At 72.4% G+C, this 21,719-nt stretch carries 20 protein-coding genes, 1 pseudogene and 1 riboswitch; of the genes and pseudogenes, 7 read left to right on the forward strand and 14 right to left on the reverse strand.

Features of this window, described 5'->3' with window-relative positions; all coding sequences use genetic code 11:
* Positions 1-112: 112 nt before the first annotated feature.
* On the reverse strand, positions 113-1,285 hold the full coding sequence (locus GTY67_RS03550) for an acyl-CoA dehydrogenase family protein (RefSeq protein ID WP_161277747.1): 1,173 nt from the start codon (positions 1,283-1,285) through the stop codon (positions 113-115).
* A 387-nt stretch (positions 1,286-1,672) separates the two neighbouring features.
* Between GTY67_RS03550 and GTY67_RS03555 the strand changes: the two genes are divergently transcribed.
* From GTY67_RS03555 to GTY67_RS35440, 3 genes and pseudogenes are all read left to right on the forward strand, one after another.
* Positions 1,673-2,947: a glycoside hydrolase family 18 protein gene (locus GTY67_RS03555; protein ID WP_161277748.1), complete on the forward strand. Its 1,275-nt coding sequence runs from the start codon at positions 1,673-1,675 to the stop codon at positions 2,945-2,947.
* 169 nt (positions 2,948-3,116) lie between these two features.
* Positions 3,117-3,461 (forward strand): annotated as a pseudogene (locus tag GTY67_RS35435) (LLM class flavin-dependent oxidoreductase); the annotation flags it as partial.
* Between the two features lie 62 nt (positions 3,462-3,523).
* Positions 3,524-3,664 (forward strand): hypothetical protein, encoded by a 141-nt coding sequence (locus GTY67_RS35440; RefSeq protein WP_343238758.1) that lies wholly within the window; start codon positions 3,524-3,526, stop codon positions 3,662-3,664.
* Between the two features lie 381 nt (positions 3,665-4,045).
* On the opposite strand, the gene GTY67_RS03565 is transcribed toward GTY67_RS35440, so the two are convergent.
* Positions 4,046-4,306, reverse strand: a complete 261-nt coding sequence (locus GTY67_RS03565) for an MFS transporter (protein ID WP_161277749.1) — start codon at positions 4,304-4,306, stop codon at positions 4,046-4,048.
* Between the two features lie 608 nt (positions 4,307-4,914).
* Here GTY67_RS03565 and GTY67_RS03570 point away from each other — a divergent pair.
* Complete coding sequence (locus tag GTY67_RS03570) at positions 4,915-5,397, forward strand: hypothetical protein (protein WP_343238741.1); 483 nt, start codon at positions 4,915-4,917, stop codon at positions 5,395-5,397.
* 171 nt (positions 5,398-5,568) lie between these two features.
* Complete coding sequence (locus GTY67_RS03575) at positions 5,569-7,122, forward strand: PepSY domain-containing protein (RefSeq protein ID WP_161277750.1); 1,554 nt, start codon at positions 5,569-5,571, stop codon at positions 7,120-7,122.
* Positions 7,123-7,178: 56 nt separating this feature from the next.
* Here GTY67_RS03575 and GTY67_RS03580 read toward each other — a convergent pair whose 3' ends face one another.
* A complete protein-coding gene (locus GTY67_RS03580) occupies positions 7,179-7,961 on the reverse strand; it encodes an SAM-dependent methyltransferase (protein ID WP_161277751.1) in 783 nt (260 codons plus the stop codon).
* A gap of 59 nt (positions 7,962-8,020) precedes the next feature.
* Entirely contained in the window at positions 8,021-9,376 is a 1,356-nt protein-coding gene (locus GTY67_RS03585; protein ID WP_161277752.1) for a peptidase C39 family protein, read from the reverse strand.
* Between the two features lie 185 nt (positions 9,377-9,561).
* On the opposite strand from GTY67_RS03585, the gene GTY67_RS03590 reads away from it, so the two are divergent.
* Positions 9,562-10,191: a hypothetical protein gene (locus GTY67_RS03590; protein ID WP_161277753.1), complete on the forward strand. Its 630-nt coding sequence runs from the start codon at positions 9,562-9,564 to the stop codon at positions 10,189-10,191.
* Positions 10,192-10,551: 360 nt separating this feature from the next.
* A complete protein-coding gene (locus tag GTY67_RS03595; RefSeq protein WP_161277754.1) occupies positions 10,552-12,462 on the forward strand; it encodes an AAA family ATPase in 1,911 nt (636 codons plus the stop codon).
* A 129-nt stretch (positions 12,463-12,591) separates the two neighbouring features.
* Here the strand turns inward: GTY67_RS03595 and GTY67_RS03600 are convergent, their stop codons facing one another.
* From GTY67_RS03600 to ribD, 10 genes are all read right to left on the reverse strand, one after another.
* Entirely contained in the window at positions 12,592-13,689 is a 1,098-nt protein-coding gene (locus tag GTY67_RS03600; protein ID WP_161277755.1) for a hemolysin family protein, read from the reverse strand.
* Positions 13,686-15,044: a hemolysin family protein gene (locus GTY67_RS03605; RefSeq protein ID WP_161277756.1), complete on the reverse strand. Its 1,359-nt coding sequence runs from the start codon at positions 15,042-15,044 to the stop codon at positions 13,686-13,688. Before GTY67_RS03605 ends, GTY67_RS03600 begins: the two co-directional genes overlap by 4 nt.
* Before the next feature lie 205 nt (positions 15,045-15,249).
* Positions 15,250-15,711, reverse strand: coding sequence for a PH domain-containing protein (locus tag GTY67_RS03610; protein WP_161277757.1), 462 nt, complete (start codon positions 15,709-15,711; stop codon positions 15,250-15,252).
* Positions 15,712-15,775: 64 nt separating this feature from the next.
* Positions 15,776-16,624 carry an ATP phosphoribosyltransferase gene (gene hisG, locus GTY67_RS03615; RefSeq protein ID WP_093692795.1) on the reverse strand — a complete coding sequence of 283 codons (849 nt, stop codon included), beginning with the start codon at positions 16,622-16,624 and terminating at the stop codon, positions 15,776-15,778.
* A gap of 65 nt (positions 16,625-16,689) precedes the next feature.
* Complete coding sequence (locus GTY67_RS03620; protein WP_018490177.1) at positions 16,690-16,962, reverse strand: phosphoribosyl-ATP diphosphatase; 273 nt, start codon at positions 16,960-16,962, stop codon at positions 16,690-16,692.
* 35 nt (positions 16,963-16,997) lie between these two features.
* Positions 16,998-17,483 carry a 6,7-dimethyl-8-ribityllumazine synthase gene (gene ribH / locus GTY67_RS03625; protein WP_015607322.1) on the reverse strand — a complete coding sequence of 162 codons (486 nt, stop codon included), beginning with the start codon at positions 17,481-17,483 and terminating at the stop codon, positions 16,998-17,000.
* A gap of 33 nt (positions 17,484-17,516) precedes the next feature.
* Positions 17,517-18,821 (reverse strand): bifunctional 3,4-dihydroxy-2-butanone-4-phosphate synthase/GTP cyclohydrolase II, encoded by a 1,305-nt coding sequence (locus tag GTY67_RS03630; RefSeq protein WP_093692794.1) that lies wholly within the window; start codon positions 18,819-18,821, stop codon positions 17,517-17,519.
* Entirely contained in the window at positions 18,818-19,462 is a 645-nt protein-coding gene (locus GTY67_RS03635; RefSeq protein ID WP_093692793.1) for a nicotinamide mononucleotide transporter family protein, read from the reverse strand. The genes GTY67_RS03630 and GTY67_RS03635 overlap by 4 nt, the downstream gene beginning before the upstream one ends.
* A complete protein-coding gene (locus GTY67_RS03640; protein ID WP_161277758.1) occupies positions 19,459-20,139 on the reverse strand; it encodes a riboflavin synthase in 681 nt (226 codons plus the stop codon). The genes GTY67_RS03635 and GTY67_RS03640 overlap by 4 nt, the downstream gene beginning before the upstream one ends.
* Positions 20,140-21,240, reverse strand: a complete 1,101-nt coding sequence (gene ribD, locus GTY67_RS03645; protein ID WP_161277759.1) for a bifunctional diaminohydroxyphosphoribosylaminopyrimidine deaminase/5-amino-6-(5-phosphoribosylamino)uracil reductase RibD — start codon at positions 21,238-21,240, stop codon at positions 20,140-20,142.
* Positions 21,241-21,399: 159 nt separating this feature from the next.
* A riboswitch (FMN riboswitch) is annotated at positions 21,400-21,530 on the reverse strand.
* Between the last annotated feature and the right edge of the window lie 189 nt (positions 21,531-21,719).

Raw genomic sequence — 21,719 nt, forward strand, 5'->3', positions numbered from 1 at the left:
CCGGGCCACCGCGACCCGGAGTGGAACCAGGCCGCGGCCCTGCCCGCCTGGTCGGACCGGCCGCTGGGGGGTGTCCGGCCAGGCGGGATGGGCCGGACACCCCCCAGCGGGGTCAGCGGGTCTCCGGACCCGCGAGGTGGCGCGCGATGACCATGCGCTGGATCTGATTGGTGCCTTCCACGATCTGGAGCACCTTGGCCTCGCGCATGAACCTCTCGACGGGGAAGTCCAGCGTGTAGCCGTAGCCGCCGAGCACCTGGACGGCGTCGATGGTCACCCGCATGGCCGCGTCCGTGCAGAACAGCTTGGCCATGGCGGCCTGGCGGGAGAAGGGCTCCCCCGCGTCGCGCAGCCGTGCCGCCTCCAGGTAGAGCGCCCGGCCGGCCTCGATCTGGGTGGCCATGTCGGCGAGCATGAACCGCAGCCCCTGGAAGTCCGCGATGGGGCGGCCGAACTGGCGCCGGTCGGTGGCGTACCGCACGGCCTCGTCCAGGGCCGCCTGGGCGACCCCGATGGCGCAGGCGGCGATGCCGAGGCGCCCGGAGTCCAGCGCGGACAGGGCGATGGCGAAGCCCTGGCCCTCCTCGCCGATGCGCCGGTCGTCACCGACCCGTACGCCGTCGAAGTTGAGCTGGGCCGTGGGCGAGCCCTTCATCCCCATCTTCTTCTCGGGGAGCGCGGCGTTCAGGCCCTCGGCGTCACCGGGGACGAGGAAGGCCGTGATGCCCCGGGGGCCCTCCACGCCGGTGCGGGCGAGCACGGTGCAGAAGTCGGCGACGCCGCCGTGGGTGATCCACGCCTTGGTGCCGGTGATGACCCAGTCGTCGCCGTCGCGTACGGCCTTGGTGCGCAGGGAGGCGGCGTCGGAGCCGGAGGCCGGCTCGGAGAGGCAGTAGGCGCCCAGCAGGCCGCCGGAGAGCATCGCGGGAAGGTGCGCGGCCTGCTGCTCGGCGGTGCCGTATCCGGCGAGGGCGTGGCAGGCCAGGGAGTGGACGCTGACGCCGAGGCCGACGGTGAGGCGGGCCGCGGCGAGCTCCTCCAGGACCTGGAGGTAGACCTCGTAGGGCTGGTCGCCGCCGCCGTGGGCGGAGTCGTAGGGAAGCCCGAGGAGGCCGGATTCCGAGAGGAGGGTGAAGACCTCGCGCGGGAAGTGGCCGGCGTCCTCCTCCTCGGCCGCCCGGGGAGCGATCTCCTTGGACACGATGTCGCGGACGAGCGCGACGAGCTGCCGGGACTCCTCGGTGGGCAGACGGCGTTCCACCTGCTGCGGGGCACGGTCGGACATGACGGCGCTCTCCTCCCTGTCGGGCGTTGCGACGGTCGCGCGCTCGGGGTGTGAGAGGCGCCGCCGGGTGATCTCCCGGAGTCGGGCCGGGAAAAACAGACTGCCCAGCCGATCCTGCCCTCCCGGGTCTCGGGGGGCGCGGGACGGCGGCTGTGGCGGGTTGAGTATGCCCGATCGGATGCCTGACGTCACGGGGTGACGGGCTGGTCAGAGGGGTCGGGGGCGACGGCGATGATCAGCGGATTGGTCCGAACCATTGACCCAACTGGTCTAGTCCTTCTACGGTTCCAACCGAACGCCTTACCGCGTTCATGCCAAACCGGGCGCGTACGGCCCGGAGTTCGGCCTGCACCCCCACGCACCAGCCCTCCCCCACGAGGAGCCACGATGCTCACACCGCACCGTCCCCGCGCCCGGCTCCGGGCGCTCGCCGCGGCCGCCTGTACGGCGGCGCTCGGCGCCACCCTGCTCGGCGTCGCAGGTACGTCCCCGGCAGGCGCGGCCCCCACCGCACAGCCGGCCACGGCCCCGGCCGCCGCCCAGGCCGCCCCCACGGCGGCCGGCGACAAGGTGATCGGATACTTCACCAACTGGGGCACGTACGACCGCAATTACCACGTCAAGAACATCGTGACGTCGGGTTCGGCGGACAAGCTCACCCACATCAACTACGCCTTCGGCAACGTGACCGGCGGCAAGTGCCAGATCGGCGACTCCTACGCCGACTACGAGAAGGCGTACACCGCCGAGGAGTCGGTCGACGGGGTCGCCGACACCTGGGACCAGGAACTGCGCGGCAACTTCAACCAGTTGCGCAAGCTGAAGGAGCTCCACCCGGACATCAAGGTCCTCTGGTCCTTCGGCGGCTGGAGCTGGTCGGGCGGGTTCGGTGAGGCCGCGCAGAACCCCGCCGCCTTCGCGAAGTCCTGCTACGACCTGGTGGAGGACCCGCGGTGGGCCGATGTCTTCGACGGCATCGACATCGACTGGGAGTACCCCAACGCCTGCGGTCTGACCTGTGACACCAGCGGCCGGGACGCCTACGGCGAGCTGCTCGGCGAGCTGCGCAAGGCCTTCGGGAACGACAACCTGATCACCTCGGCGATCACCGCGGACGGCTCCGACGGCGGCAAGATCGACGCGGTGGACTACGCGGGGGCGGCGCAGCACCTCGACTGGTACCTGCCGATGACGTACGACTTCTTCGGCGCGTTCGCGGCGCAGGGCCCCACAGCCCCGCACTCCCCGCTGACCTCTTACCCGGGCATCCCGACGGAGGGCTTCAACTCCGACGCCGCGATCTCCAAGCTGAAGTCGCTGGGCATCCCGTCGGAGAAGCTGCTGCTCGGCATCGGCTTCTACGGCCGCGGCTGGACCGGCGTCACCCAGACCGAGCCCGGCGGCAGCGCGACCGGCGCGGCGGCGGGCACGTACGAGCCGGGCATCGAGGACTACAAGGTCCTCAAGGGCAGCTGCCCCGTCTCGGGCACGGTGGCCGGTACGGCGTACGCCCACTGCGGCAACGACTGGTGGAGCTACGACACCCCGGAGACCATCGGCACCAAGATGGAGTACAAGAACGAGCAGGGCCTGGGAGGCACGTTCTTCTGGGAGCTGAGCGGTGACACCACGAACGGCGAACTGATCAAGGCGATCGACTAGCCGCTCGCGGAGTACGGGAGGGGCGGGGTGCCGGACGGGCGCCCCGCCCCTTCGGCGTCTCCCCCGAACTGCCGCGCATGAAGGTCGCGTTGCCAGCGCCGGGAAGTGATTGACCCGCTTCCGGCGGCCTCCGTACGTTACGGCCGGACCGGCCCCGTACCGCTGCCTCTTGCCGCACAGGGAACCTCATCGTGTCCTCCACCAGCACCCCGCTCGCCGTCCTGGACCTCGTGCCGGTCTCCACCGGATCGACGGCCGGGCAGGCGTTACGCAACAGCCTCGACCTGGTCCGCCGGGCCAGCAACTCGGCTACAGCCGCTACTGGTTCGCCGAGCACCACCTCAACCCCGGGGTCGCGGGCACGTGCCCGGCCGTGGTGCTGGCGCTCGCCGCGGCGGTGACGTCGGCGATCCGGCTCGGCTCGGGGGCGCTGCAACTCGGCCACCGTACGGCGCTGTCGGTGGTGGAGGAGTTCGGGCTGCTGGACGCCGTGCACCCGGGCCGGTTCGACCTGGGGCTCGGGCGCTCGGGCGCTCGGGCGGATCGGCGGAGAGGGGCACGCCTGCGACGGAGGGGGTGGCGGAGGCCGTCAAAAGGCGGGCGCCCAACGGGCTGCTCATACCCGGCCGTTACTCCAACGAGCACCTGTACCGTTCGCCGCGCCTCGCCCTGCACCGGAGGCTGCTCCAGCTGCCGGGGGCCGAGTCGCAGGCGTAAGACCAACAAGTGGCCGACATCCTGGCCCTGTTGGCGGGCACCTACGCCCCCGACGCGGGGTTCGAGACGCATTCGGCACCGCACCCCAAGTCGCCCAGCAGCTGCGGACCTTGCGGGAGGCCACGGAGGCGGATGAGCTGATCGTCACGACGATCACGCACGGCCACGCCGACCGCGTGCGCAGCTATGAGCTGTTGGCGGCGGAGTGGGGCCTGACGGCCCGGTGAGGCCGCGGCCGGGAGTTTCGGCGGATCGCCTGTCCTGACAGGCGGGGACCAGAGTGGCCGGCAGGAGCGCGGCGGCCACGGCGAAGCCCCAAGCCGAGGCGGTCGCTCAGCCAGACCCCGGCGGGCAGCCCGAGCACCGACGGGATGCCCAGGCTCACTCCGTACAGGGCCTCTCGGACCGCCGGCCGGGCGGCGCGAGTTCGGCGGCCAGTTTCGTGCCCGCGACGACGACGATGCCCAGGCCCACACCGCGCGCCAGACAGACCCCCAGCGTCAGCGGGAACGAGGCCCACAGGCACAGTGCCGCCGCCGGGACGCCCAGCAGGAGCAGGCCCGCGCCCACGACCGCGCGGTGGCCGAACCGCCTGAGGAACCACGGAACCGCGGGCTCCGCCAGGACCGTGGCCAGCATCATGGCGCCCGTGGTCAGCCCGGCCCCCAGGCCGCCCCCCGCCGGCCGACGCGGCGTACAGGGGGAGCACCGACAGCAGGAGGTAGAAGCCGCCCATTCCGCCGACCGAAGCCGCCAGCAGCAGGAGCATCGGCCGGGTGAGCAGGCGGCTCGGGTCGGTGGCGGCCGGGGTCCGGCCCGGTCGGCCGTTCATGCCGTGGACCGCGGGGGCCTCGGCATGTCCGGTCCTCCGATGACGGGTCGGGGCGCGGTGCCGTATGCGCCGCACCGCCGTCGGAGCGTAGGACAGCCGCGTGGGCCCGGTGGACGCTTCGGAGGCCGGACCACACGGTGTTCGTACGGCGGCAACGTTCACCCGTGCGTACGGGAAAACTTCTGCCCGAACGTATGGGAACTTTTTCGGCCACGTGGCCGACTACTGCCCCATGGGAAGAGACCGTGACGGAGGACCCCGGGTCGGAGCGCACGCAGGCGCTGGCTACCTTGTCTCCATGCGTGCACGGGGCGGCTGGCCGACGCGAGCGGCCAGGGGCCTGCTCTGCGGCTCCGCCTGCCTGCTCCTCGGTGCCGTGAGCCATGTCGCGGCGGGCGGGCACCTGCCCGGCGCGGGAGTGCTCGCCCTTCTGTTCCTCGGGCTCACCGCGCAAGGGGCTCTGCTCTTCGGCGGCCGGCGACGCCGCTTCGACGTCGTGACGCTGGTGCTGGGCGGGACACAGTTCGCCCTGCACGGCGCCTTCCACTTCCTCTCGTCGGCGCCCGGCGGCACACCGCACTCCGCGATGGCGGCCGGACACGAGCACGCCATGGCCGGGCAGTCCGGTGGGCACGCCGACGGGCACACCATGGACGCCGGGATGACCCTGGCCCATGCGGCGGCCACCCTCGGAACGGCCCTCTGCGTGATCCACGGGGAGCGGGTGCTGCGGCGCCTCGCGGCCCTGGTCGTCCCCCGTATCGCCCTCAGGTCCGCCCCTTCGCTCCCCTGCCTGCCCTGGTCGCGCCCGGCGCCGCCGGTGGTCGTGCGGATCAGGTTCGGGGCGCTCCTCGCCCGGTCCTGCCACCGCCGTGGGCCGCCGGTGGCGGCTGTGGCCTGACGGCCTCCGCACCCAGCAGCCGCGAGCGCCGGAGTGATCCGGCGCCATGAAGCGTGCGTGCGGGAGCCATCGGGTCGCGGCGGCCACCGCTTCCCACCGCCCGGGCAGGACCCGGTCCCCCACCGGCAGGTCCACGGAGTCTCCCTGCGGCCTGCCCTCCGAGGAGCACCCATGTCTCACAGAACCGAAGAAATACCGCAGAACGACCACGACCCCACCGACGCCCCGGCGTCGGCCGAGCCGGACGCCGACAGACCGGACGGCAGCGCGAAACCCGCCCCCGACGCGCCGGACGGCCCCGCGAAACCGGACACCCTCACGCAACCCGCCACCGACCAGCCCCGGCCGGCCCGCTCCTGGGAAGCCGTAAGGCACCTCCTGGTCCGGCTCCACTTCTACGCCGGTGTGCTCGTCGCCCCCTTCCTGCTGGTGGCCGCGCTGACCGGGCTGGCGTACACCTTCACGCCCCAACTCGACCAGCTCGTGTACGGCGACCAGCTGCGGGTCGAGAAGGCCGGGGACGCGCCCCGCCCGCTGGCCGAGCAGATAGCCGCCGCGCGGGCGGCGTACCCCGAGGGGACCGTGGCGTCGGTGGTCACCCCGCCGGGCCCCGAGGACACCACCCGGGTGGTGCTCGCGGTGCCGGAGCTGGGCGAGAAGCAGCGGACGGTGTTCGTCGACCCGTACACCGCCGAGGTACGGGGTGAGCTGACGACCTGGTTCGGGTCGACGCCGCTCACCACCTGGCTGGACGACCTCCACCGCAACCTCAACCTCGGCGAGACGGGCCGCCTGTACTCCGAGGTCGCCGCGAGCTGGCTTTGGGTCGCCGTCGCGGGCGGCCTCGTCCTGTGGATCGGGCGCGGCCGGGGACGGCGGGCGAAGTCGGCGCGGGGCGTGCTGCTTCCCGAGCGCGGGGCCCGGGGTGTGCGCCGGACGCGCAGCTGGCACGCGGCCACCGGGGTGTGGCTGGCGCTGGGGCTGCTCTTCCTCAGCGCCACCGGGCTCACCTGGTCGAACTACGCGGGTGAGCGGTTCGGCCTGCTCCTGGACGCGGCGAACGGCAACGCCCCGGCCCTCGACACCGCGCTGCCGGGCAAGGAGGCCCCGGCCGGGGACCACGCGGAACACGCCGAGCACGGCGGCTCCGGCGAAGCGACGGCCGACGCCGACCCGGCCGACTTCGACGCGGCCCTCGCGGCGGCACGGGACGCGGGTCTCGGCGGCACGGTGGTGGTCACGCCTGCGGCGGACGCGGCGAGCGCCTGGACCGTGGCGCAGAACGACAACGTCTGGCCGGTGCACTACGACCGGGTGGCCGTGGACACGGCCGGCGGCGAGATCACCTCACGCACCTACTGGGCCGACCACCCGGCCCTGTCCAAGCTGAGCAAGCTCGGCGTGCAGGGGCACATGGGCGTGCTGTTCGGGGTCGTCAACCAGATCGTGCTGGCGCTCCTCGCCCTGGGCCTGACGGCGGTGATCGTCTGGGGCTACCGCATGTGGTGGCAGCGCCGCCCCACCCGCGACGACCGCCAGGCGCTGGTGGGCAAGGCCCCGGAGTGCGGGGCGTGGCGGCGGCTCCCGCTGCCGGTCCTGGTCCTGGGCATCCCGGCGGTCATCGCCCTGGGCTGGGCGCTGCCCGTCCTGGGGGTGACCCTGGCCGGGTTCCTGGTGGTCGACGTGGTGGTGGGGGCGGTCCGGCGACAGCGGCGTACCGCCTGAGTCTCCGGCAGGAGGCGCTCGGCCGGGTCACCCGGCCGGGCGCCTCACCCGAGCGCTCACTTACGGCCGACGCCCGCGTACATCGCGACGTCCGGCACCTGCTCCTCCGGCCGCCACGCGGAGCAGGACACCACCCCGGGCTCCAGCAGCTCCAGCCCGTCGAAGTAGCGGGCGACGGCGGCCGGGGTCCGCTGGGTGAGCTTCGGGGTGCCGTGCTCGTTCCAGAACGCCACCGCCTCGTCGACGTCCGGCATGTCGGGGTGGGTGACCGTGTGGGACAGGACCAGGTGGCTGCCGGGGGCGAGGGCGTCCATGAGCCGGCGGACGACTCCGTACGACTCCTCGTCGTCCTCGATGAAGATGACGACCCCGAGCAGCATCAGCGCGACCGGCTGCGAGAGGTCGAGGGTCTTCGCCGCGGCGGCCAGAACCGTGTCGATGTCCCGCAGGTCGGCGTCCAGATAGTCGGTGCGCCCCTCGGGCGTCCCTACCAGCAGGGCGCGGGCGTGCGCCAGGACGAGCGGGTCGTTGTCCACGTAGACGACCCGCGCGTCGGGGGTGACGCGCTGGGCCACCTCGTGCGTGTTGTCGGCGCTCGGCAGCCCCGTCCCGATGTCCAGGAACTGCCGGATGCCCTCCCGCTCGGCCAGATGGCGCACCGCCCGCCCCAGGAACAGCCGGTCCGCCTTCGCGTACTCCCCGATCCCGGGGTGCAGCGCCCGGATCCGGTCGCCGGCCTCGCGGTCGACCGGGTAGTTGTCCTTGCCGCCGGTCCAGTAGTTCCATATCCGGGCGGTGTGAGGCCGGGTCGTGTCGATGCGCGATTCGAGGTCGGTCACCCCGTCAACTTATCGCACCGTCGGATCAACTCCCCTGCTCCAAGGCCTCCTTGACGGAGTCACAGCAGGCCGAGCGAGCGCAGCACGCGGCGCTGACCCGGTGTCGGCCCCGACGGCCAGTACACGTAACAGACCCCGCCCGTACCGCTCCTGACCCGGCCGCTCGCGTCGTAGCGCTTGGTGCGCAGCCAGATGTTCTCCCAGTCGCGGCGCCGGTAGACGCGGCGTACCGCCTCGTTGTCCGGGGACGCGGGGTCGTTGGCGATCACATCGCCTGCGCGGGTGAAGCCGACCACCGTCATCAGATGGCCCGCTGTCCCGTAGCCCGCCCCGGGCAGCTCCTCCTGGAGGAAGGACTGCGAGGTGATGACGGGGATTCCGGCGTGGACCAGCCGCTCCAGGTCGGTGAGCGAGCCGAGGCGGGTGACGACCGCGTTCAGGTCCCGGTAGGTGGCGGCGTAGGCGGCGTTGAAGGGCCAGTTGCCGCAGCCGCCGTACTGGTAGTCGTACGTGTACCGGGCGGCGTGGCAGACCTGGGGGTCGGGCAGGCCCGGCCGGACCCAGGCGAGGTCCTCGGCGGTGGGTTTGCGGCCCCAGTATTCGATGATCATCTGCGAGGAGGTGGGGCTGCACCAGGCCTCGCCGCCGTTGTCGTACTCGGGGTACTGGCCGATGTGGACGTTCTGCGAGTAGCGCGGGACGCGCAGTTCGCGGGCGTGGGCCGGAGTGCTCGCCGGGACGGTGAAGCGGTCGGGGATGTCGGAGGCCATCGCGCCGACGCGCCGGACCGTGGGGGTGAGGCGGCTGCCGGGGGTGCGGTACAGGGTGAGGCGGAGGCGGTACGAGGCGAACCGTACGCCGGTGGCCGCGTCGTCCACCGAGAGGGTGTCGGTCCAGACCGAGCTGTACAGATCCCCCTGGTCGTCCACCGAGGTGCGGCGGATGTCGCCGTCGCCCGAGGCCCAGCGGCCCATCACGAACCAGGGGGTCGTCGTGCCGTCGGCATAGGTGGCGCTCAACTCGACCGCGATCCAGGTGCCCGCGGGCGTACGGGCGTTCCAGGAGGTGATCAGCTCGGTGGCGGGGACGGCCGAGCGGTGGAGCGGCGAGGTCCAGGTGGCGTACTCCCAGGCGGCGCTCTCCCCCGTGTGGGGGTCGGTGTAGTCGGTGCGGCCGGCGGTGGTGGCGATGGCCAGGCCGGGACGGGTGCCCGCGAGGACCCGGGTGCCGTCGCCGGAGCCCGAGCGCCAGTCGGTGTACGTGTGCCAGAAGTGGTTGTCCACGAGGGGTGCGGCTGCCTGGGGTGCGGAGGGCGACGGTGCGGGTGCGGCCGCCGCGGGTCCGGCTGATGCCGCGGCGGCCGCTGTGGCGAGTGCGGCGGTGAGGACGGTCCTGCGTGAGGTCGGACTGGTCATGGGCGAGACCCCCGGTCATGGGTGGGAGTGGGGCTGCGGATGCCGATCGGTGGCCCAACTATCCCGTCTCCCGGCTCGGTCGGGCCAGTGATTCGGCCTGTGCCGCGCCACCAATATGGGTCTGGACCACTGGCGTGACCTGCGGCGGGCCGGGCTCATCGACCCCTGGCCCGTACGCTGGGGCCATGACCGACCTGGCCCGCCACGCCGACGCCCTCCGCTCGCTGCCCCCGTCCTGCGGGCCGGTCCGGCTCGTCGCGGTGGACGGGCACGCGGGGTCGGGCAAGAGCACGTTCGCCGCCCGGCTGGCGGAGGCGCTGGGGGGTGCGCCGGTGCTCCATCTGGACGATCTCGCCACCCACGAGGAGCTGTTCGGCTGGGTGGGGCGGCTGCGGGAGCAGGTGCTCCTGCCGCTCGCGCGCGGCGAGGATGCGCGGTACGCGCCGTACGACTGGACCGAGCGGCGCTTCGGCCCGGCGCGGACGCTGGAACCGGCTCCGGTGATGCTGGTCGAGGGCGTCGGAGCGGGCCGCTGGGAGGTGCGGCCGTGGCTGGCGGCGCTCTGCTGGATGGAGCTGGAGCGGGAGGTGTCGTGGGGGCGCGGGAGAGCGCGGGACGGCGCGAGGCTCACGGAGTTCTGGGACGGGTGGACCGCCGCCGAGGAGGCGCACTTCACCGGGGACCCTTCGCGCCCGTACGCCGATGTGCTGGTACGTCAGTTGCCCGAGGGGTACGCGTGGCTGGAGGGGCCCGGGGTGACAGCGGGAGCGAACCGTTTCGTCACGGACGGTAGGCAGCACACGCCTCCGTACTGAGCAGTCGGAAATCAGCCCGGAAGTGCCTCAACTCGGCTTGACCGAGGGGCCGTACTGGTCTTACGTTCTCAATGTGAGGCTTTTCGGAGCCCCCGCAGACGCGAAGCCCCCGGTTGTTCCCCCGTGATCGGGGGCTTCGTCCTGTGCGCGCACCGCCGTCCGGCGACCACGCAGAGCGATCCGTTCACCCTCGGTCACCGCCCGCATGATCCGCCGTTGACCGGTCCTCTCCCCCTTGCGCAGGTACGATGCACCCCGGTGCGGTCAATTCCCTTCCTCCGCGCAGTGATTCGGCACGCTCCGGTGGGCATGCTGTGCGGGCGGGACATCCTGGGGGAACGGTTTTGTGTGGGGGACCTGATGGACATCGGCACACAGGGCGCACAGGCCCCCGCCGACCTCGCCTGGCTGCGTGGCATGGACGCCTACACGATGGGCGCCTACCCGCAGGCCGAGGAGGAGTTCAGAGCTGCGGTACGGATCGATCCCGGCATGGCGGACGGCTGGCTCGGCCTCCATGCCCTGCGCATCGACACCGCCACCGCGCTCTTACGCATGTACCGGCACCGTGACCGCTTCGGCGAACAGCGGGCCCGGCACCGTCGGCCGCTCAACTCCTGGTACTGGCTGGGGTGGTGGGTGCAGCCGCTGCTGGAGAGCCCGCGCGATCTGCTGCTCGCCCACGCCTCGCACTGGCTGGACGGGCGCCATGTGCCGGAGCTGGACCGGGCGTTGGCGGGGCTGCCGCCCGTGGACGCGGACCCGCAGGTGCGGTTCCTGCACGCCTGCCGCTCGTACCTGGTCAAGGACTGGGAGCAGCTGGTGCGGTATACGGAGCAGCTCGTCGACGATCCGATGCTGGGCATAGAGGCGGGGCTCTTCGGGGGCATGGCCCGGGTCCGGCTGGAGATGTACGGGCAGGCCGAACCGCTGCTGGCGGCCGCCCTGATGCGCTGTCGCAGCGAGCAGCCGCAGCGCAAGGAGCTGCGCTACTGGCTGGCGCGGGCCCACGAAGGCACCGGGCGCAGTGCGGCGGCCCTGCCGCTGTACCGGGCGGTGCACCGGGTCGACCCGGCGTTCATGGACACCTCGGCCCGCCTCGCCGCGATCTCCGAGGGCGACGGGTACGACGAGTCCGCCGACCTGGCCGCCGTGATGCTGACCGGCTTCGGCGCGGGCGGTGCGGGGGCGGAGGCGCTTGCGGACGGCGACGCGACGCTGGGCACGGATCTGGTGGACGGCCGCGAGCCGTGGTCCATCGGTGACGCCGGGCTGCTCGGCGACGGCGAGGACCCGGTGCTCTCCCCGGCCGCCCCCGTCGAGGGTGCCCGGCGCACGAAGACCCGGAAGCCGCCGCCGTTCCCGGCCGGGCCGAGCGATCCGGTCCTGCTGGCCGAGGCGCTGGCCCAGCTGGAGCGCATGGTCGGCCTGGAACCGGTGAAGCGGCAGGTGAAGGCGCTCTCCGCACAGCTCAACATGGCCCGGCTGCGGGCCGATCAGGGGCTCCCGGTCCAGCCGCCGAAGCGCCACTTCGTCTTCTCCGGCCCTTCCGGCACCGGCAAGACGACGGTCGCCCGCATCCTCGGCCGGGTCTTCTACGCGCTGGGGCTGCTCGGCGGCGACCATCTGATCGAGGCCCAACGAGCGGACCTGGTGGGTGAGTTCCTGGGGCAGACGGCGGTGAAGGCCAATGAGCTGATCGACTCGGCGCTCGGCGGGGTGCTCTTCGTCGACGAGGCGTACAGCCTGGCCAACTCCGGTTACAGCAAGGGCGACGCGTACGGCGACGAAGCCCTCCAGGTCCTCCTGAAGCGGGCCGAGGACAACCGGGACCACCTCGTCGTCATCCTCGCGGGGTACCCGGAGGGCATGGACCGCCTGCTCGCCACCAACCCGGGGCTCTCCTCCCGGTTCACCAGCCGGGTCGACTTCCCGAGCTACCGCCCGCTCGAACTCACCGCGATCGGCAGCGTGCTGGCCGCCGAGAACGACGACGTGTGGGACGAGGAGGCCATAGACGAGCTGCGCTCCATCAGCGGCCATGTGGTGGACCAGGGCTGGATCGACGAGCTGGGAAACGGCCGCTTCCTGCGCACGCTGTACGAGAAGAGCTGCGCCTACCGCGATCTGCGGCTCTCCGGGTACACCGGGACGCTGAGCCGGGAGGACCTGTCCACGCTGCGGCTGCCGGACCTGATGCAGGCGTACGGCGAGGTGCTGTCGGGGCGCGGTCCTGTGGGCCGGGGGAAGCAGGAGCCGGGCGGGGTGTAGGGCCTCAGGACCGGGCGGTACGGGGTCGGGTCGGCCGGAGGATTCCGGGCCCGCCCCACCCCGTACGCCTCGGTTCCGCCTCGCCCGACCTCGTACCCCTCGGATCCACCGCGCCCGGCCCCGTACCCCTCAGGAGGCCAGGGCCCGGTCCTCCGTACCCGCCGCGTCCACCGTGCGCAGGGGTACCGGAACCACCCGGTGGGCCGGGTCGCGGACCTCGCCCACCAGCGTCTCCAGGACGTCCTCCATCGCCACCAGGCCGAGGATGCGCCCCGAGCCGTCCGCGACCTGGGCCAGGTGGGTCGCGGCGCGGCGCATCACCGTCAGGGCGTCGTCGAGGGGGAGTTCGGCCCGTACGGTCGTCATCGGGCGCCAGAGCTGCTGCGGGACCGCGCGGTCGGCGTCCTCCAGCTCCAGGACGTCCTTGACGTGCAGGTAGCCCATGAACGGGCCTCCCCCGCCCTCCGCGCAGACGGGGAAGCGGGAGAAGCCGGTCCGTACCGTCAGCTCCTCGACCCGGCGCGGGGTCACCGACGGGTCCACGGTCACCAGGCCGCCCCGCTCCAGCAGGACATCGGTGACCGGCCGGCTGCCCAGGACCAGGGCGTCCTCCAGGCGCTCCTGCGCCTCGGGGCCGAGCAGCCCGGCCTGGCCGGAGTCCTCGACCAGGCGGTTGAGCTGCTCGCTGGTGAAGACGGCCTCCACCTCGTCCTTCGGTTCGACGCCGAAGAGCCGCAGCACCAGACCGGCGCAGGCGCCCAGCGCGGTGGTGACCGGACGGCAGAGCCGGGCGAAGGCGACCAGGCCGGGGCTGAGCCAGAGGGCGGTGCGCTCGGGGGCGGCCATGGCGAGGTTCTTCGGGACCATCTCGCCGATGACCAGGTGCAGGACGACGACGAGCGCGAGCGCCAGCGCGAAGCCGAGCGGGTGGATGAGCCCTTCGGGTATGCGGGCCAGGTGGAAGACCGGTTCCAGGAGGCGGGCCACGGTCGGCTCGGCGACGGCTCCGAGGGTGAGCGAGCAGACGGTGATGCCGAACTGGGCGGCGGCCATCATGCGCGGCAGGTTCTCCAGCCCGTACAGGACCGTGCGGGCCCGGCCCGAGCCCTGGGCGGCCAGCGGTTCGATCTGGCTGCGGCGGACGGAGACGAGGGCGAACTCGGCGCCGACGAAGAAGCCGTTCGCCAGCACGAGGAGGGCGGCGAACAGGAGGTGGAGCAGGCTCATCGCACGGCCTCCAGCAGGGCGTGTGCGGGCCGCTGCGGCTGCGGTCCGGGGACCTGGGTGAAGCGGACCCGCTCCGCGCGGTTGTGGCCGACCTGGCGGACGGTGATCCGCCAGCCGGGGAGTTCGGCCAGGTCGCCGGGGGCGGGGATGCGGCCGAGCAGGTCGGCGACGAGCCCGGCGACGGTCTCGTACGGCCCCTCCGGCAGCTCCAGGCCCGCCCGGCGCAGGGTGTGGACCCGGCAGCTGCCCTCGGCGTCCCAGACCGGGCGGCCGTCCTCGCCGGTGGCGGAGGTGAGTTCGGGGCGGTCCGCCCCCTCCGCGTCATGCTCGTCGCGGACCTCGCCGACCAGCTCCTCGATGATGTCCTCCAGGGTGACGACCCCGGCGGTGCCGCCGTACTCGTCGACCACGACGGCTATCGGCTGCTCGTGGCGCAGCCGCCGCAGCAGCCGCTCCACCGGCAGGGTTCCGGGCACCAGGAGCGGGGCGACGGCGATCCGCCCGGCCGGGGTGCGCAGCCGCTCGTGGGCGGGGACGGCGAGGGCGTCCTTGAGGTGGACCATGCCGACGACCTCGTCGATGCGGTCCAGGTAGACCGGGAAGCGGGAGAGGCCGGTGGCGCGGGTGAGGTTGAGGACGTCCTCGGCGGTCGCGGAGGAGTGCAGGGCGCTGACCTTCACCCGGGGGGTCATGACGTGCTGGGCGGTGAGCCCGGCCAGCGAGAGGGTCCGTACGAAGAGGTCGGCGGTGTCCTGTTCCAGGGTGCCGGCCTCGGCGGAGTGGCGGGCCAGGGAGACCAGTTCGCCCGGGGTGCGGGCGGAGGCCAGCTCGTCGGTGGGCTCCACGCCGAAGAGCCGCACCAGCCGGTTGGCCAGCGTGTTCAGCGCGGTGATGACGGGGCGCAGCAGGGTGGCGAAGCGGGCCTGCGGTCCGGCGACGAAGCGGGCGACCTGGAGCGGCCGGGAGACCGCCCAGTTCTTGGGGACCAGTTCGCCGACGACCATCTGGACGGCGGAGGCGAGCAGCATACCGATGACGACACCGACGCCGGGGACGGCGCCCGCGGGCAGTCCGGTGGCGGTGAGGGGTCCGGCCAGCAGCTGGGCGAGGGCCGGTTCGGCGAGCATGCCGACGACCAGCGAGGTGATGGTGATGCCGAGCTGGGTGCCGGAGAGCTGGAAGGAGAGTTCGCGCAGGGCGTCGACGACGGTACGGGCCCGTCGGTCGCCCTCGGCGGCCGCGCGTTCGGCGTCGGGCCGGTCCACGGTGACGAGCCCGAATTCGGCTGCCACGAAGAATCCGTTGGCGAGGATGAGGAGGAAGGCCGCCGCGAGGAGCAGCAGAGGGGTGGTCATGAGGCCGCCGCCTCCGGGGAAGGGGCGGCGCAGGTACTACCGGACGATCCGTCCATTGCTGGAGGGAGTCACTCCTTGGGTCGCAGGAAGGCCCCGCGGGCCCCCGCTGGGGGGGGCCGGTGGATCGGGCGGGGCGGGGCGCACGGGGCGCCGCCGCCCACCAGAGTAGACAACCCGGCGCCGCGCGGCGCGGGTGCTCCGCCGGTCAGGGGGTGTCGTCGCCTGCGGTGGACCGGGACTCGGTGAGGGCGCGCAGGGCGCGGGCGTCGCGGATGGCCTGCTCCTTGGCGATGCCGGGCTGGATGCCGAGGGCGGGCATGCTGGTGCCGTCGCTGAGGTCGAGGAAGACCCAGGGGTCGCCGGAGCGCAGGTTGACGCGGAGGATCTCCTCCCAGGCCAGCCTGCGGGTCCGGGTGATGTTGACGACGGTGACCCCGGTGTCGTCGGCGGTGACCCTGGGCCTGCTGAGCAGGGCCAGGACACCGAGGAAGAGCGCGGCGACGAAGATGAAGGTGATCCGCTCCCCCGGGTTGAGCCGCTCCAGCATCAGGGCGATGGCCGTGATGACGAGGAACATGGCCAGGCCCACGCTCAGCAGGACCACCCGGGTGAGGGTGGGCCGGAAGGTGACCGGGAGGGTGGGGAGCTCGGGCCGGGGCGCGGACATCGGGTCTTCTCTCGCGAGGGTGTGCGGTGGCCGGAGGGCGCCCCGGGCGGGGCGCCCGGGGCCGTCAGAGGCGGCAGGCGTGGATGGCCGTGGTGAGGATGGCGCGGGCGCCGAGCTCGTACAGGTCGTCCATGATCCGCTGGGCTTCCTTGGCGGCGACCATGGAGCGGACGGCGACCCAGCCCTCGTGGTGCAGCGGGGAGATGGTCGGCGACTCCAGGCCCGGGGTGAGGGCGACGGCGCGCTCCAGGTGCTCCACGCGGCAGTCGTAGTCCATCATCACGTAGGACCGGGCGACCAGGACGCCCTGGAGGCGGCGGAGGAACTGCTGGACCTTGGGGTCGTCGGTCGGGGCGCCGTTGCGGCGGATGACGACGGCCTCGGAGGTCATGATCGGGTCGCCGATCACTTCGAGTCCGGCGTTGCGCATGCTGGTGCCGGTCTCGACGACGTCGGCGATGATCTGGGCGACGCCCAGCTCGATGGCGGTCTCGACCGCGCCGTCGAGGTGGACGATCGACGCCTTGACCCCGGCCTCCTTGAGGTGCGCGTCGACGATGCCCTCGTAGGAGGTGGCGATCGTCATGCCGTCGAAGTCCTGCGGGCCCGCGGCGGTGCCGGGCTTGGTGGCGTAACGGAAGGTGGAGCGGGCGAAGCCGAGCTGGAGGATCTCCTCGGCGTCCGCGCCCGAGTCCAGGAGCAGGTCCCGGCCGGTGATCCCGATGTCCAGCTTGCCGGAGCTGACGTAGATCGCGATGTCCCGGGGGCGGAGGTAGAAGAACTCGACCTCGTTCTCCGGGTCGACCAGGACCAGTTCCTTGGACTCCTTGCGCTGCTGGTAGCCGGCCTCATGGAGCATGGCCATCGCAGAGCCGGAGAGTGCACCCTTGTTGGGGACGGCGATGCGCAGCATGAGGTCAGGTTCCTTTGTGCGGAGGGAGGGAGAAAGGGCTGTGACGTGCGGTGCTCGGGGCGGGCTCAGAGATGGGCGTAGACGTCGTCGAGGGAGATCCCGCGGGCGACCATCATCACCTGGACGTGGTAGAGCAGCTGCGAGATCTCCTCGGCAGCGGCCTCCTTGCCCTCGTACTCGGCGGCCATCCAGACCTCGGCGGCCTCCTCGACGACCTTCTTGCCGATGGCATGCACGCCCTTGTCCACCAGTTCGGCGGTGCGCGAGGTGGAGGGGTCGCCTTCGGCGGCCTTGAGCTGGAGCTCGGCGAAGAGCTCTTCGAAGGTTTTGTTCGCCATGATGGTCCTCAGAATACGGGGTCGCCGGGGCCCACTCAGCGCCAGGGTTCGCTGACGGTCCGCAGCGTGGCCGCGGTGGCGACGGCGGCCGTGACCGCTTCGTGCCCCTTGTCCTCGTTGGACCCCTCGATGCCCGCCCGGTCGAGGGCCTGCTCCTCGGTGTCACAGGTCAGTACGCCGAAGCCGACGGGGACGCCGGTGTCGACGGTGACCTGGGTGAGGCCCATGGTGACGCCCTGGGACACGTACTCGAAGTGGGGGGTGCCGCCCCGGATGATCACGCCGAGGGCGACGATCGCGTCGTAGCCGCGGCCGGCGAGCACCTTGGCGACGACGGGCAGCTCGAAGGAGCCGGGGACGCGGAGCAGCGTCGGCTCGTCGATGCCCAGCTCGTGCAGGGCACGCAGGGCGCCGTCGACGAGACCGTCCATGACCTTCTCGTGCCACTGGGCCGCGATGACGGCCACCCGGAGGTCGGCGCAGTTGCGTACGGACAGTTCGGGTGCACCCTTGCCGCTCATGGTTCTCCTGATACTCGTTACGGGGTTCGGTGGTTACTGGTTGGCGCAGGGCGACGCGGGGGCGCCGTCCAGCCAGGGCAGGTCGTGGCCCATGCGGTCGCGCTTGGTGCGCAGGTACCGCAGATTGTGCTCGCCGGCCTGCACGGGCATGGGTTCCCGGCCGGTGACGGCGAGCCCGTGGTGCAGGACCGCCGCGGTCTTGTCGGGGTTGTTGGTCATCAGCCGCAGGCTGCGTACGCCGAGGTCCTTGAGGATCTGGGCGCCGGCCGCGTAGTCGCGGGCGTCGGCGGGCAGGCCGAGCTCCAGGTTGGCGTCGAGGGTGTCCACGCCGCGCTCCTGGAGTTCGTACGCGCGGAGCTTGGAGAGCAGGCCGATGCCGCGCCCCTCGTGGCCGCGGAGGTAGACGACGACGCCCCGGCCCTCCTCGGTGATGCGCTGCATGGAGGCGTGCAGCTGGGGGCCGCAGTCGCAGCGGGCGGACTGGAAGATGTCGCCGGTCAGGCACTCGGAGTGGATGCGGACGAGGATGTCCTCGCCGCCGTTCTCCGTGACGTCGCCGTGGACGAGGGCGACATGTTCCACGCCGTCGACGGTGGAGCGGTAGCCGTACGCGGTGAAGTCGCCGAACGCGGTGGGCAGGCGGGTGGCGGCCTCGCGGCGGACGGTGGGCTCGGCGCTGCGGCGGTAGGCGATCAGGTCCTCGATGGAGATGATCGTCAGGCCGTGCTTGCGGGCGAAGGGGATCAGCTCGGGCAGGCGCAGCATGGTGCCGTCCTCCCCCGCGATCTCCACGATCGCTCCGGCCGGGCGCAGTCCGGCGAGCTTGGCGAGGTCGACGGCGGCCTCGGTGTGGCCGTTGCGGACGAGGACGCCGCCGGAGCGGGCGCGCAGCGGGAAGATGTGGCCGGGGCGGACGAAGTCGCCGGGTCCGGCGGTGCCGCCCGCGAGCATCCGCAGGGTGGTGGCGCGGTCGGCGGCGGAGATGCCGGTGGTGACGCCGTGGGCGGCGGAGGCGTCGACGGAGACGGTGAAGGCGGTCTGCATCGACTCGGTGTTGTCGGCGACCATCTGCGGGAGTTCGAGCCGCTCCAGCTCGTCGCTCTCCATGGGTGCGCAGATCAGTCCGCGGCACTCGCTCATCATGAAGGCGACGATCTCCGGGGTCGCCATCTCGGCGGCGATGACGAGGTCGCCCTCGTTCTCGCGGTCCTCGTCGTCCACGACGACGACGGGCCGGCCGGCGGCGATGTCACGGATGGCCTGCTCCACCGGGTCCAGGGAGAGGTCTTCGGCGAGCGGGTCGTGGCCGGGGTGCAGCCAGGTGGGCTGAGCAGTCATGCCGTGGCTCCTTCCAGAGCGGGTGTCCGCGTACGCAGCCACCAGTCGCGCATGCCCCACAGGACGAGGGCGCCGTAGATGATGTAGACGAAGCCGGAGAAGGCGAAGCCGTTGGCGAAGTTCAGGGGGACGCCGACGAGGTCGACCAGGAGCCAGGCGAACCAGAACTCGACCATGCCCTTGGCCTGGGCGTACATCGCGACGACCGTGCCGACGAAGATGTACGCGTCCGGCCACGGGTCCCAGGAGAGCGACGGGAACAGGGTGAACAGGCCGCCGACGGCGAGGGTGCCGAGGGCGGCGGCGCCGATCAGCACACCGCGCTCGCGCCAGGTGGCGAAGCGGACGGCGAGGGACCCGTCCTGGGCCTGCTGCTTGCCCCGCTTCCAGGCCTGCCAGCCCCACAGGGCGACGACGATGACGACCAGCTGCTTGCCCGCGCTGCCGGAGAGGTGGGCGGAGGCGAAGGCGGTGAAGAGGATGGCGCCGGCGAGGAGCTGGGCGGGCCAGGTCCAGATGGAGCGCCGCCAGCCGAGGGCCAGGGCGGCCAGGCCGATCAGGTTGCCGATCATGTCGGCCCACTTGATGTGCTGGCCGAACACGGTGAAGGCCTCGGAGTTGAGCCAGGAGACGGCGTTCATCGCGGGTCCTGCCCGGCCCGGTCGCTTCCCGGCAGCGGGTCCTGCCCGGCGGCCCGGTCGCTCGGCAGCAGGCCCTGTACGGAACCGGACCGGTCGCCGAGCAGCCGCTCCACGTACTTGGCGATGACGTCCACCTCCAGGTTGACCGGGTCGCCGGGCCGCTTGTGGCCGAGCGTGGTCAGGGCGAGGGTGGTGGGGATGAGGCTGATGGTGAAGTAGTCGGCCGCCGCCTCGACGACGGTGAGGCTGACGCCGTCGACGGTGATGGAGCCCTTCTCGACGACGTACCGGGTCAGCTCGGGCGGCAGGGAGACCTTCACGATCTCCCAGTGCTCGGAAGGGGCGCGCTCCACGATGGTGCCGGTGCCGTCCACGTGCCCCTGGACGATGTGTCCGCCGAGCCGGCCGCCGAGCGCCATCGGGCGCTCCAGGTTGACGCGGGAGCCGGTGGTGAGGGCACCGAGGCTGGAGCGCTTGAGGGTCTCGGCCATCACATCGGCGGTGAACTCGCCCTCGCCGGTCTCGACGACGGTGAGGCAGACGCCGTTCACCGCGATGGAGTCGCCGTGCTTGGCGCCGTCGGTGACGACGGGGCCGCGCAGCCGGAAGCGGGAGGCGTCGGCGAGCTCCTCGACGGCGGTGACCTCACCCAGTTCTTCGACAATTCCGGTGAACACTCAGTTTCCCTTCCGAGCAGGGGCGGGGGCGGCGGTGATGCGCAGATCGGGGCCGATGCGGACCGTCTCGATCACATCGAGGCGCAACGCCCCGGAGATGGTGGTGATTCCGGCGTCGCCGAGGGCCGCGGGGCCCGCGCCGAGCAGAACCGGGGCGAGATAGCCGACGACCTTGTCGACCTTTCCCGCGGCGACGAAGGCTCCGGCGAGGGTGGGGCCGCCTTCGAGGAGTACGGAGAGGACGCCGCGCCCGTGCAGGGCGGCGAGGAGGGCGTCGAGGTCCAGGCCGGGGCCGGTGGCGGCGCGGGGCAGCCGCAGGACGGTGTCCTCGGGGAGGTGGCCGGCCGGGGCGTCCTCGGCGACCGCGACCAGGGTGGGCGCGGTGTCGTCGAGGACCCGGGCGCCGGGCTTGACGGCCGTGGCGTTCGTGTCGACGACGACCCGCAGGGGCTGGGTGGCGCCGTCGATGCCGCGTACGCCCAGCTGGGGGTCGTCGGCGCGGGCGGTGCCCGAGCCCACGATCACCGCGTCGGCCTCGGCGCGGAGCCGGTGGACGTCGGCGCGGGCCTCGGGCGAGGTGATCCAGCGGCTGGTGGTGTCGGCGGCGGCGATACGGCCGTCGAGGGTGGCGGCGTACTTCCACAGGACGTACGGGCGGCCCAGGCGCACCGAGGTCAGCCAGGCGGCGTTGCCCGCCTCGGCCTGCTCGGCGAGGAGGCCCTGTTCGACCTGGACCCCGGCCGCGCGCAGGGTGTCGGCACCGCCGGTGGCCTGCGGGTTCGGGTCCCCGACCGCGTACACGACCCGGCTGATCCCGGCCTCCAGGAGGGCCTGGGCGCAGGGGCCGGTGCGGCCGGTGTGGTTACAGGGTTCGAGGGTGACGTAGGCGGTGCCGCCCCGGGCCCGCTCGCCGGCCGCGCGCAGGGCGTGGACCTCGGCGTGGGGCCCTCCTGCGCGCTGGTGGAAGCCTTCACCGGCCAGGGCTCCGGAGGCGTCGGTGATGACACATCCGACGACCGGATTGGGGCTGGTGGAGCCGAGACCGCGGGCGGCGAGCGTGACGGCTCGGCCCATGGCGGTGATGTCGGCTGCGGTGGCCACCGGGTCCTCCTGCCTCTTCGGGCACGGACTCCGGGGCCTGTCGATGACGACAGATGAAGCGGCTCACCAGGGGAAACGCCGAAAACCGAAGAAGGGACGCAGGGGTCCGGAGAATCCCGGCCATGCGTCCGCCTACGGCGGCGTACCGATGAAGAACCGCCGCGCACTGCCTCCCATCCGGACTTTAACCGTCGGTCCAGGAATCCCACCTGGTCAACCGGCCGCTGGCTGCGGACGGGTCGCGGACTATAACCGCCGGTTCGGAATTGCACCGACCCCGGAGTGCGCTGCTACTGGTACGGAACCAGTCTGCCACGGACGCTCCTCGGCCATGCGGGTGAGCGATGTGGGCTGGGTCACAGGACACCTGGCGCAAACCCGCCCAGAGGAAATCCGACATGTCGGTGACAACGTAGTCATTCAGAAAGTTGAGCGGTAAAGGTCCAGACCTATTGACGCACTGGTCTAGTCCTCTTAAT

This window comes from Streptomyces sp. SID8374, assembly GCF_009865135.1.
Lineage (GTDB): Bacteria > Actinomycetota > Actinomycetes > Streptomycetales > Streptomycetaceae > Streptomyces.